The organism is Streptomyces sp. N35 (genome assembly GCF_016464295.1).
Lineage (GTDB): Bacteria > Actinomycetota > Actinomycetes > Streptomycetales > Streptomycetaceae > Streptomyces.
Map to the genome: position 1 here is coordinate 31,379 of NZ_JAEIMH010000014.1, position 10,666 is coordinate 42,044.

Sequence of the window (10,666 nt, forward strand, 5' to 3'; positions counted from 1 at the left end):
CGGGGTTCGCCCCGGACCACCACCCCGGCAGGGGCCCTCGCCGCCCGCTACGGCGGCCCCTGCCGGCCGCCCCGCGGCCCGCTCACGGGCGGCCAACTGGCGGTGCTGGACGCCGATATGAAACGAGCCGTCGACCATCTCGCCCAGCAGTCGGTGGGTGCTTGAGATGCGCGCCTCCCGGTACTTCTCCGCCGTCGACTCGCACACCGAAGGCATGCCGACCCGTGTCGTCACCGGCGGCATGGGCGTGATCCCCGGTGCGACCATGGCCGAGCGCCGCACGTACTTCACCGAACACCTCGACCACATCCGCGAGTTCTTCGTCAACGAACCCCGCGGACACGCCGCGATGAGCGGCGCGATCCTGCAGCCGCCCACCCGGCCCGACGCCGACTACGGCGTCCTGTACATCGAGGTCTCCGGCTGTCTGCCCATGTGCGGCCACGGCACCATCGGGGTGGCCACGGTCCTGGTGGAGACCGGCATGGTCGAGGTCACCGAACCGGTGACCGAGGTCCGCCTCGACACCCCGGCCGGACTGGTTATCGCGCAGGTGGCGGTCGAGGACGGCCGCGCCACCGCGGTGACGATCCGCAACGTGCCCTCCTTCGCGCTGCAGTTGGACGCGAAGGCCGACGTGGCGGGTCTGGGCACGGTCACGTACGACATGGCGTACGGCGGAAACTTCTACGCCATCCTCCCGATCGCCGACCTCGGCATCCCCTTCGACCGCAGCGATCCGGAGGCCAAGGACCGCATGCTCACCGCGGGCCTTGCCCTCATGGACGCCATCAACGAACAGAACCGGCCCGTCCACCCGGCCGACCCTTCCCTCAACGGCTGCAAGCACGTCCAGCTCGTCGCCCCCGGAGAGAACGGCAGCGACGCACGCAACGCGATGGCCATCCACCCCGGCTGGTTCGACCGCTCACCCTGCGGCACCGGCACCTCGGCCCGTATGGCGCAACTGCACGCACGCGGCCAACTCGCCCTGAACCAGGACTTCGTCAACGAATCCCTCCTGGGCACCCGCTTCACCGGCCGCCTCGTCGAGGAGACCACCGTGGGCGGCCTTCCCGCCCAGATCCCCACGGTGACCGGCTCCGCCTGGATCACCGGCATGGGGCAGTACCTCCTCGACCCGGACGACCCGTTCCCGCGCGGATTCACGCTCTGAGGCATGCCAGTGGACTGCGGAATTCATTCCCTTGATCATCCCTTGCGTTGCCGGATACCCCCATGTTTTCTTGGCCCCAGCTCAATTCATTCGAGAAATTCATTCCGCTGAAAGGGATGAATTCAGAGCGTGTGGGGGTCCGCAATGAAAGTCCTGCCCCGGTCCGTGACGGAACTGGAGGACGAACTCGCGCGCCCTGGCGCGGAACTGGCCACCGAGGCCGCCGCGTGGCCGGACGGCCGCCTGCTGGTCCTCGGTGCCGGGGGCAAGACGGGTACGGGAATAGCGGTGATGGCCCGCCGGGCACTCGACTCGGCGGGCCGCACCGATATCGAGGTGGTCGCCGTATCGCGCTGGACGGACGGCGCACTCACCACGTATCTGGAAAAGCAGGGTGTAAGGACCCTGCGCGCCGACCTTTCCGATCCGGCAGCGGTCGGCGACCTTCCCGATGCCGCCGCGGTGATCCACTTGGTCGGCGCGAAATTCGGCACCGCGTCGGCCCCTGATCAGGCATGGATGACGAACACCGTGCTGCCCGCCTACGTCACCCGCCGCTTCCCCGCCGCCCGGATCGTGGCCCTGTCCACCGGCAACGTGTACGGGATGACCGCGCCGACCGCCGGCAGTCCCCGGGAGAGCGACCCGACCGACCCGCGGGGCGACTACGCGATCACCTGCCTGGGCCGCGAACAGGTCTTCCGGCACGCCGCACGCACTTTCGGCACCCCGGTCGCCCTGATCCGCCTCAACTACGCCTGCGAGCCCCGCTACGGCGTCCTCGCCGACCTGGCCCGGACGCTCCAGAGGGGCGACGCGGTCGATCTGTCCACGGGTGCGGTGAATGTGGTCTGGCAGCGCTACGCCAACGAGGTCGTCCTGCGCTGCCTCGGCCATGCCCGCGCGGACGAGGCCTTCACGCTCAATCTCACCGGCCCGGAAACCGCGAGCGTACGCGTTCTCGCCGAGCGGCTCGGTGAACGCCTCGATGTCACCGCCCGGTTCACCGGTGAGCCGCCCGCCACCAGCCTGCTGAGCGACGCGACACTCTGCCACAGCCTGTTCGGGTATCCGGACCTGCCGCTCGGCGCCCTCATCGACCTCCAGGCGAACTGGCTCCTCGCGGGCGGCGAGACCTGGGACAAGCCGACCAAGTTCGAGCGCAGGGACGGTCGCTTCTGATGTCCGTCCCTATGCCCGCCGCTCTGCCCGACGACATCGCCGCTCTGCTCCACCGGGGCACCGTGATCCCCGCCCACCCTCTGGCCCTCGACGCGGCCCGCCGGCTCGACGAGCGCCGTCAACGGGCCCTGACCCGCTACTACATGGACGCCGGCGCGGGCGGCCTCGCGGTCGGTGTGCACACGACCCAGTTCGCCCTGCGGGAGCACGGACTGCTGCGGACCGTCCTGGAACTGGCCGCCGAAGAAGCCGCCAAGCACGCCGAAGGACGTCCCGTGGTGCGGATCGCCGGTGTCTGCGGGCCGGTCCGGCAAGCGGTCGCGGAGGCGGAGACCGCCCGCGAACTCGGCTACCACGCCGTCCTGGTCTCCCCGGCGGGACTGCCCGATGCGGACCTCGACGGCCTGCTCGACCGTACGGCGGCCATCGGCGAGGTTCTGCCGGTGATCGGCTTCTACCTCCAAGAGGCGGTCGGCGGACGGTACTTGCCCCGCTCGTACTGGCGGCGGCTGGCCGACCAGGAGTCCACTGTCGCCGTGAAGGCGGCACCGTTCGACCGCTATCGCACCCTCGAACTCGTCCAGGGCATCGCGGAATCCGACCGCGGTCCCGAGGTCGCCCTCTACACCGGCAACGACGACAACATCGTCGACGACCTGCTCACCCCCTTCCACGTGCACGGCCCCGGCGGTCCGGTGGTACGGCACTTCGTGGGCGGGCTGCTCGGCCACTGGGCGGTCTGGACCCGGTCCGCCGGACGCCTCCTCGCCGACGTGCACGCAGCACGCGCCGGTGACGCCCCGGCGCATGAGCGGGCCCTGGCCCGGCTCGCGGGCGACACCGACGCCAACGCGGCCGTGTACGACGTACGGAATGCCTTCGCGGGAGTCATCGCGGGCGTGCATGAAGTGCTGCGGCAGCAAGGCCTGTTGGACGGCGTGTGGTGCCTCGATCCCGATGAGTCGCTCTCACCGGGGCAGCGCGAGGAGATCGCCCGGGTCCGCGATCTGTACCCGTGGCTGGGGGAGGAGGACGGCTTCATCGCCGACCGGCTCGCGCGCTGGCTCACCTGACCCCGATGACGACAATGGAGCCGAGACGTGTCCGCCACGCACGGAGGCAGCAGACCCATGACGCCGGACGACTGGTTCGACACCCTGTGCGGTCCCCGGGCCGACGCCCGTATCCCGGATCCGCAACCCCTGTCGGATACGGAGATCGCCACCGCGCTCGACGTGTTCGCGATCCCCGAGCCCGACCGGGTCCCGCTGGCAGCCACGCTTCCCGACCCGCGGCGCACCCCGGACCTGTGGGAAGCCCTGCTGCACTGCCGGCGCACCTTGTTCACCACCCCCGGCGCCGTGCAGTGGCCCAGCGCACCGGCGGAACTCGGCGAGGCGGGCCGCTATTTCTACGCCCACCTCTGCGTCCTGTCCCTGTCCCACGCCCTCTCCCTGCGCCAGGCCCGTGCGGTACCGGACGAGGTGACCCGTGCGACCTTCGCGGACCTCGGCTCCAAGCTCACCACCTACCGTCTTGCCCACGGCACGGGCGGCTTCGACCGGCAGACCTGGATCACCCGCCACCTGCGCGGCACCCTGCACCGACTCGGCCGCCTGCAGTTCGAGTTGCGTACCTACGACTCGCCCTCCTGGGGAGCGCAAGGCGCGCCGGCCGACGGCCCGGGCGAGGACGAGCCCGTCCTCGACGTCCACATCGCCGAGGACGGACCGCTGACCACCGCCGCATGCGACGCCTCCTTCGCCGCGGCCCGTCCGTTCTTCGCCCGCCACCATCCGGAGCACCCGGCGGCGTTCGCGACCTGCCATTCCTGGCTTCTGGACCCGGCGCTCGGGAATCACCTGAAGCCGCACGCCAACATCGTGTCGTTCCAGCGCCGCTTCACCTTGCACGGCGACAGCCCGGTCTGCGACGAGGACGTCCTGGAGTTCGTCTTCCACGCCCGTCCGGGCACCACGTCCACGGAAGGCCTGCCGCGCGACAACAGCCTGCGGCGGGCCCTGCTGGACCAGCTGGACCGCGGCGGCCATTGGCATCTGCGCCGCGGGTGGCTCCGTATGCCGTGAGCGGTGAGCGGTGACCCGGAGTGGTGAGCCGTGATCCATGGCCCATGACGCCGGGCGCAGCCGTGCCCGGCCGGGACCGGATGAAGTCCCCGGCCGGGCACGGCAATCGACGCGGCGGAGCAGGGCCGGGCCGCGCGCTCACATCTTGGGCATCAGCACCGTGTCCACGATGTACACCGTCGCGTTGGCGGTCGGCACGTTGCCGCAGACGACCTTGGAGGAGTCGTTGACCGTGTAGTCCTCACCGGATCCCGCGGTGGTGAGCTTGCTCTTCTCAAGGGTCTCGAAGGAGCCGTTCTCCAGCTGTGCCGGGGTGAGCTTCTGACCGACGACGTGGTACGTGAGCACCTTGGTGAGCAGCTCCTTGTCGGCGAGGACCTTGTCCAGGTCGGCCTTCGGGATCTTGGCGAAGGCGTCGTCGGTCGGGGCGAACACCGTGAGGTTCTCCGCGTTGTTGAGCGTGTCGACCAGGCCGGCCTTCTTCACCGCGGTGACCAGGGTGGACAGCGCCGGATTGTTGGACGCTGCGGTGGCGACCGGGTCCGCGGCCATGCCGTCGAAGCTTCCCGCGCCGTCCTTCGGCACGGAGGCGCAGGCCGGTCCGAAGGGCCCGGCCATGGGGTCGGCGCTCGCGCTCTTGTCGGCGGACCGCGTCGCCTTGGGCGTCTTGTCCGCGGCCTGGTCGGTGCTCCCCTTGTCGTCGGAGCACGCGGCGAGTGCGAGCGGCAGAGCGAGCGCGGCGGTCGCGGCGACGGCGACGCGGCGAAGACGGAAGGTGGTGTTCATGGTGTTCTCCTCGGGGGTGGACTCGCAGGGTGCGGGCCTTGTCACTGGCTCGTGGGGGAGTGGGACGGGATCAGGTCACGTTGACCACCACCGAATGCCAACCGGAGGCGCCGTCCGGGATGGTGCGGGTGCGCTCGCCGGCCTGTGGGGTGCCGGTGCCGTCGGTGGCACGGACCTGGAGGGTGTGGGAGCCGGACGTGGCGGCCCAGTCCCAGCGCCACTGCCGCCAGGTGTCCGGGGAGCCCTCGGGAGCCAAGTCGGCCCTGCGCCAAGGTCCTTCGTCGACGCGTACCTCGACGCGCTCGATGCCCCGGTGCTGTGCCCAGGCGACGCCGGCCACGGTGACCCTGCCGGAAGCCGGGCGGGCGAACGGCTTGGGGGTGTCGATACGTGACTGGGTCTTGATCGGCGCTTCACGCGCCCAGTCACGCTGCACCCAGTACGGGTCGTACGCGGCGAACGTGGTCAGCTCGATGTCCTCGATCCACTTGCAGGCCGAGACGTAGCCGTACAGGCCGGGCACCAGCATCCGGACCGGGAAGCCGTGCTCGAAGGGCAGCGGCTCGCCGTTCATGCCCACCGCGAGCATCGCGTCGCGTCCGTCCATGACGGTCTCGACCGGAGTGCCGAGGGTCATCCCGTCGACCGAGCGGGCCACCAGCTGGTCGGCGGGTCCTCCGCGGGACGGCGGGCGGACGCCTGCCTCGTCGAGGAGGTTCGCCAGTGGTACGCCGAGCCAGCGGGCCGAACCGACGTAGGGGCCGCCTACTTCGTTGGAGACGCACGTCATCGTGATGTCGCGTTCGATGAGGGGCCGGTCGAGCAGCTCCTGGAACGTCAGGGTGCGTGGGCTGCCCACTCCCTTGCCGTGCAGGCGCAGACGCCATCCGCCGGGGTCGACCTGGGGGACGCGGAGCGCCGTATCGACGCGGTAGAAGTCCCGGTTGGGCGTGGTGAAGGGGGCAACGCCCGCGATCCGGAGGTCCACCGCGCGAGCGAGCGGCGGGGCGGGCGAGGCAGGGACGGGGAGCCTGACCCTCGCGCGGGCCGTTTGTGCCGTGGCGGACGCGTTCGCACGCAGTGCTCGTGCCGCGGCCCCCACGCCGGTTGCCGCGACGGCCACGCCCGCGCCGGCCAGGACGAAGCCCCTGCGAGGAAGGCCCCCGGTGGTCGTGGCACCGGCTTCCGCGATCACCGGGGAGTGCAACTTGCCCGCCAGGACGTACAGGACGGTGGCTCCGGCGACCGCACCGGCCAGGGCCGGCAGGGCGTCGAGCGGGCCGGCCGCGTCCGGCCGGGAGAGCGCGGCCGCCGCGCCGAGCGCACCGATCAGGGCCACACCGGCCGCCGCGACCCGCCGCGCGCGCTGCGCGAGGATCCCCAGGCCCGCCGCGCACAGCGCGAGGACCGCGAGGACACCCAGCTGCAGCACCAGCTTGTCGTCGGTGCCGAACGTCCGGATCGCCCAGTCCTTCACGTCCGATGGCGTGCGGTCGATCACGGCGCCGCCGACCGCCGTGACCGGTCCCGCCGAAGGCCGGGCGCCGACCGCGACGAGTTCGGCGACCGCCAATGCGGCGTACCCGGCGACCAGGCCGCTCAGCGCGGCCCATGCGCCACGCGCTGCTCTCGTTGTCCCTGTGCTCACACCCTTGATTCGAAACGGGGGCGGGGCTCGGCTTGGTCGTTCACCCGATCGTGTCCCTGACCCGCGAACTCCGCAGGTCACAGGTCCTGCCCCGCACAGGTGATGCGGAGCCGGGACGGGGCGACATGACACGCGAGCAACGCGCGGTGGTGATCGGCAGCGGCATCGCCGGCCTGACGGCGGCGTACTTCCTGCGCGAGGCCCACGACGTCACTTCGTACGAGAGCGACGACCGGCTCGGCGGCCACGCCCACACCCATGACGTGGTGTCGGGCGACGGGCACGTGCCGGCCGTCGACTCGGGGTTCATCGTCCACAACGAGCGCACGCGGACCCTAGGCAGGGAACGCCATCACACCCACCGGCTCCGTGGTGGGCCGCGGTGAGCCGCCCGCCGGTTCCACCGTGAGGCCCATGCCGCTCGCCCCGTCGATGCGGCCGTCGAGCAGGACCACCCGCTCGCCGCCCGACCCGCTGAACTCCCCGGCCGGGCGCATGACGTCCCCGTCGTTGAACCAGAGTTGGTACACCTTGCCGTCGGGCAGCTCCGGGAGGCCCGCGGCGACGAAGGCCGCACGGTCCTGTGCGCGCGAGACGATGACCGTGCCGCGTGCCCCGTCGGCGAGTTCGGCGGCCCCCACTTCCGCGTGCCGCGCGGGCCGCACCGCCCCCCACTCCTCCCCCCGCCGCCGCGGCTGGCGGGCCTGCGACCGGGCGTCCTCGGCCGACTCGTGCTGCCACACGGCGATCCCGCCGAACGCCGCGGCCGCGGCCAGGCACGCTGCGAGCGACAACCGGGGAAGCGCGCGAGCCCAGGTCCGCAGACGACCGCGCGAAGGCACCTCGGGCGGTTCCTGCCGCACGGTCCGGATGCGCTGCAGCACTTGCTCCCTCATACGCGCCGGCGCGGGCACGGCGACAGCCAGCCCGAGGCGGGCGGTGGTGGCCGCCAGCTCGGCGACTTCCTGAGCGCAGGCCCCACAGGCGGCCAGGTGGCGCTCGAACTCGGTACGTTCCGCGGGGGCCAGCGCGTGCAACACGTAGGCACCGGTGGAGGTGTGGAGGTCCGCGGTGCTCACGCGGTCACCCCCAGGCAGTCGCGCAACCGGATCAGCCCGTCGCGCAGACGGGTCTTGACCGTGCCCAGGGGGAGGGTGAGCAGCTGGGCGACCTCGCGATAGGTCAGCCCGCGGTAGTAGGCGAGGGTCACCGCTTCGCGCTGCAACGACGTGAGCGCCCCCAGACAGCGGCGCACACGCTGCTGTTCCAGACGGCTTTCGACCTGCTCGGTGACCTGGTCGTACGCGGGGGTCCGGTCGAGGAGCGCGGCTTTGTGCTCGCGCGCCGCGGTCGCCTCGACGGAGCGGACCCGGTCGACCGCACGCCGGTGCGCCAGGGTCATCACCCAGGTCATGGCACTGCCCTTGTCCGGACGGAACCGCGCGGCGGTCCGCCACACCTCGACGAGAACCTCCTGGGCGACCTCCTCCGACTGGGCCGGATCACGCAGCACGCTGCGTACCAGACCGAGCACGGGAGCACTGACCTGGTCATAGACCTGCGTGAACTGCTCCTGGTCTCCCCGTGCCACCGCGGCCAGCGCCGTGGCAAGATCCACGCCCCGGGAGGGGCGGGTGCCGGCGTCGCCGCTCTCTGTTGCCCTCACGGATCTCCCTCATCGCCTGTGCGCACGTGGTGAAGTCGCACGCCACGAGTGATTCGACGCGCCCCCTGGTGGCGGATTGGTCTCGAGGCCGAAAACCCTCGGCCGGCGTCAGCGCAGACTGTGTGCGAGGTTGTCGCGCAGCATGTGCAGTCCCCGGCGCACATGGCTCTTGACCGTGCCGAGCGGAAGTCCGGTGCGCTGGGCGATCTGCGTCTGGGTGAGGTCCGAGTAGTAGGCCAGTCGGAGAACTCTCCGCTGCTCGGCGGAGAGACGGTCGAGCTCGCGCTGGATCACGATGCGGTCCACGGCCTGCTGCGCGAGGAGCCCGTCCGGCTGCGTGACGAGCTCCTGAGGCGCTGCTCGGGAAGCGGCCGCGACCACCTTGGTCCTGCGGGTGCGCGCCGTGAGCGCGTCGGCGATCTTGTGGCGGGTGATGCCGAGGAGCCAGGAGCGTGCGTTGCCGCGCTCGGGCCGGAAGCCGGCGCGGCCCCGCCAGGCGGCGACGAAAACCTGCTGGGTCACGTCCTGCGCTTCGAACTCGTCGCCGAGTGCGCGCCGTGCCACCGTGTGCACCAGCGTTCCCCACTCGTCGTACAGCTGGCGGAAGACCGTGTCGTCGCCCTGCGCGAACGCGGTCTCGAACGTCTCCTGCGCGTGGGCGGCCGCGGCGTGGGCGGCCGCGTCGACCGCGGTCTCGGCTGTCCTGGTCATCACGACCCCTCCTTTGACAGGTACGCCGGGCAGTGCACCGTTTGCCTGAAGGGAGGTTCATCCGAGACGGAAGCAGCGCACAACACGCGTCGTTTGTGCATCGTTTCGGGCGGCGGAGGGAACGCGCCGCTGGAACACTGGCAGTCGGCCGCCGCGACGATGCGGGCCGCGTGTGCCTCCGCATGTCGGCGATCCGCGTGTGCCTCCGTATGCAGGCGACCGCCGTGTGCCTCCGTATGCAGGTGAAACAAGGAAGTACGGATGCGGGGCGTGACACCGAGGTGAGGAGCAGCAGATGCCGAGCGAGCCGGACGGCCAGGACAGCGGACCCGCGCCCGAAGATCCGTCCGGGCTCGCCGACGCCGCTCTGACCACCGGGGCTCTGGCCCGCAGGCTCGGTGTCGCCGCCACCACCTTGCGCACCTGGGAGCGGCGTTACGGCATCGGCCCCAGCAGCCCTGGGGGGGGGCGCCCCCGACGCTGGCGGCCCGCCGATGTCGCCAGGATCGAGCACATGTGCCGCCTGACCGCGCAGGGTGTGGCGCCGGCCGAAGCCGCCCGCCTCGCGCTGGCCGGGTCACCTTCCACGCCGAGCACCAGGGAGCCGGAGGCCGCGCAGCAGCTTCTCGGCGCGGGCTCGAGCCCGGGCGAGTACGGCGAGCTGCCGCTCGGCCAGGTCTGGCCCGAGAGCCGCGGACTCGGACGCGCGGCGGTCCGTCTCGACGCGGGTGCGGTGCAGGCCCGGCTGCGTGCGGCGGTCGACACCTACGGTGTGGTCGTCGCCTGGGAGCAGATCATCGCCCCGACGCTGCACGCCGTCGGCCGCAAGTGGGCCACATCCAGCGAGTGTTACGTGGACGTCGAACATCTGCTGTCCTGGCATGTCTCCACGACACTGCGGTCGGCCGTGCGAGCGCCGGAGCACGAGCCCCTGCTGCCTCCGGTCCTGCTGGCCTGTATGCCCGAGGAGCAGCACTGTCTGGCGATCGAGGCGCTGTGGGCCGCACTCGTGGAACGCGGACTGCCCACGCGCATCTTCGGAGCCGGGGTTCCGGTGGAAGCTCTCGAATCGGCCGTGCGCCGCATCGGTCCGTGCGCGGTGGTGCTCTGGTCGCAGACCCGGCAGACCGCCGATCTTTCCGTGGTCCGGGCGCTGCTCTCCCTGGAGTGGGGTGTCCGCGGCGCACGCAGCCATCCCTTGGTCCTCCTGGCCGGGACGGGCTGGCGGAGTGCGGTGCACGAGCAGGGAGCGGGTCGCCTCACGGGTCTGGCGTCCGGGCTCGCGGTGCTCGAATCACTGTTCCGTGCGGTGACGCAGTCGTCCGCGGCCCCGCCCGGGCCCTTTCCCGACGACGAGTGACACGCCGTGGGCCGTCGGTCATGCGTCACTCCCGCGGACGCATGACCGA

10 protein-coding genes and 1 pseudogene are annotated in these 10,666 nt (G+C 71.6%); 6 read left to right on the forward strand and 5 right to left on the reverse strand.

The genetic code is table 11. The features are described from left to right. Positions 1–166 precede the first annotated feature (166 nt). The 4 genes from JAO81_RS10605 (at position 167) to JAO81_RS10620 (ending at position 4,446) form a co-directional block, all read left to right on the forward strand. Complete coding sequence (locus tag JAO81_RS10605; RefSeq protein WP_199547529.1) at positions 167–1,177, forward strand: proline racemase family protein; 1,011 nt, start codon at positions 167–169, stop codon at positions 1,175–1,177. Positions 1,178–1,321: 144 nt separating this feature from the next. Continuing rightward, positions 1,322–2,359 (forward strand): NAD-dependent epimerase/dehydratase family protein, encoded by a 1,038-nt coding sequence (locus JAO81_RS10610; RefSeq protein ID WP_199547530.1) that lies wholly within the window; start codon positions 1,322–1,324, stop codon positions 2,357–2,359. 11 nt (positions 2,360–2,370) lie between these two features. Beyond that, on the forward strand, positions 2,371–3,432 hold the full coding sequence (locus JAO81_RS10615) for a dihydrodipicolinate synthase family protein (protein WP_199547596.1): 1,062 nt from the start codon (positions 2,371–2,373) through the stop codon (positions 3,430–3,432). Positions 3,433–3,459: 27 nt separating this feature from the next. After that, complete coding sequence (locus JAO81_RS10620) at positions 3,460–4,446, forward strand: acyltransferase domain-containing protein (protein WP_199547531.1); 987 nt, start codon at positions 3,460–3,462, stop codon at positions 4,444–4,446. A 138-nt stretch (positions 4,447–4,584) separates the two neighbouring features. Here the strand turns inward: JAO81_RS10620 and JAO81_RS10625 are convergent, their stop codons facing one another. Beyond that, positions 4,585–5,232 (reverse strand): fasciclin domain-containing protein, encoded by a 648-nt coding sequence (locus JAO81_RS10625; protein WP_199547532.1) that lies wholly within the window; start codon positions 5,230–5,232, stop codon positions 4,585–4,587. A gap of 70 nt (positions 5,233–5,302) precedes the next feature. Continuing rightward, positions 5,303–6,889: a molybdopterin-dependent oxidoreductase gene (locus tag JAO81_RS10630; protein ID WP_199547597.1), complete on the reverse strand. Its 1,587-nt coding sequence runs from the start codon at positions 6,887–6,889 to the stop codon at positions 5,303–5,305. A gap of 116 nt (positions 6,890–7,005) precedes the next feature. Here JAO81_RS10630 and JAO81_RS10635 point away from each other — a divergent pair. After that, positions 7,006–7,209 (forward strand): annotated as a pseudogene (locus JAO81_RS10635) (FAD-dependent oxidoreductase); the annotation flags it as partial. A gap of 6 nt (positions 7,210–7,215) precedes the next feature. Here JAO81_RS10635 and JAO81_RS10640 read toward each other — a convergent pair. The 3 genes from JAO81_RS10640 to JAO81_RS10650 all read right to left on the reverse strand — a co-directional run bounded on the left by JAO81_RS10640 (position 7,216) and on the right by JAO81_RS10650 (position 9,257). Next, a complete protein-coding gene (locus JAO81_RS10640) occupies positions 7,216–7,959 on the reverse strand; it encodes an anti-sigma factor domain-containing protein (RefSeq protein WP_199547534.1) in 744 nt (247 codons plus the stop codon). Further along, positions 7,956–8,546, reverse strand: coding sequence for a sigma-70 family RNA polymerase sigma factor (locus JAO81_RS10645; protein WP_199547535.1), 591 nt, complete (start codon positions 8,544–8,546; stop codon positions 7,956–7,958). Before JAO81_RS10645 ends, JAO81_RS10640 begins: the two co-directional genes overlap by 4 nt. Before the next feature lie 108 nt (positions 8,547–8,654). Continuing rightward, positions 8,655–9,257 carry an RNA polymerase sigma factor gene (locus JAO81_RS10650; protein ID WP_199547536.1) on the reverse strand — a complete coding sequence of 201 codons (603 nt, stop codon included), beginning with the start codon at positions 9,255–9,257 and terminating at the stop codon, positions 8,655–8,657. Positions 9,258–9,552: 295 nt separating this feature from the next. On the opposite strand from JAO81_RS10650, the gene JAO81_RS10655 reads away from it, so the two are divergent. Continuing rightward, positions 9,553–10,617 carry a MerR family transcriptional regulator gene (locus JAO81_RS10655; RefSeq protein WP_199547537.1) on the forward strand — a complete coding sequence of 355 codons (1,065 nt, stop codon included), beginning with the start codon at positions 9,553–9,555 and terminating at the stop codon, positions 10,615–10,617. Positions 10,618–10,666: the final 49 nt, after the last annotated feature.